Here is an 805-nt window from a genome sequence, read left to right on the forward strand (position 1 = left end):
GCGCGCCGAGGACGCAGTCGGCGATTTGCTCGCGGCGGCCCTCCTGGTCGGCCTGGACGCGGGAGCACGCGGCGGCGTCGCGGCGGCCCTGATCGGCCTCCTGGCCATCTTCGTGGGCCGCTTCCCTGGCGGCCCGTACGAGGCCCTGCGCCTGGCGGCCGAACGCCTGCGACCGCGCCACGAGGTGACGCTCACTCCGCTGGGCGCCGGCGTGAGACGAAGGCTGCGAGCGACGCTCACGGGGCCCGGCACCCGCCCCCACGTGATGGCCGCGGCGGGCGCGACGGCGGTGACAGTCCCGTACGCCGGCGCCGACGCCGGCACCGGCACCGGCACCGGCACCGGCACAAGGCTCACCGGCGGCCGCCCGCTGGTGACACGGCCGGTCCCGCGGCCGGCCCCGGCGACCGGCGAGCCCGGCCCTTCCTGGCCATCCGACACGACGGACCATGCCGCCGGTCCCAGCACCACGGATCCCGGCGCTCCTTCGACGCCCGGTGAGAACCGGGCCGACGGCCCGGCTCGAACCGCCGCCGTCCCCGAGGCGAAAGGCGCGAGTCCGGCCGAGAACCGGAACCGCCCCGATACGCCGAAGCCCGGCGGGCCACCCGGCCCTCGCACCAACGGCGGCGAACTCGACGTCCCTGGCCCTCCGGACCGTGCCGGGCAATCCCACTCGGCGCCGACGCCCGGCGCGAGTCCGGCCGAGAACCTCGGCGAACCCACCTCGCCCGGGTCCGGCCCACCGCCCGGTCCACTGCGCGCCGGTGGCGGACCCGGCGCGGCAAAGCCGACCCCAGATCGG

General features: G+C 78.1%; 1 pseudogene. It reads left to right on the forward strand.

Going from position 1 to position 805, the window contains the following annotated elements:
* A pseudogene (locus O3Q52_RS53715) lies at window positions 1-805 on the forward strand (hypothetical protein); the annotation flags it as partial.

The sequence above is a fragment of the Streptomyces sp. ActVer genome (assembly GCF_027270795.1).
In the GTDB taxonomy this organism is placed as follows: Bacteria; Actinomycetota; Actinomycetes; order Streptomycetales; family Streptomycetaceae; genus Streptomyces; species Streptomyces umbrinus_A.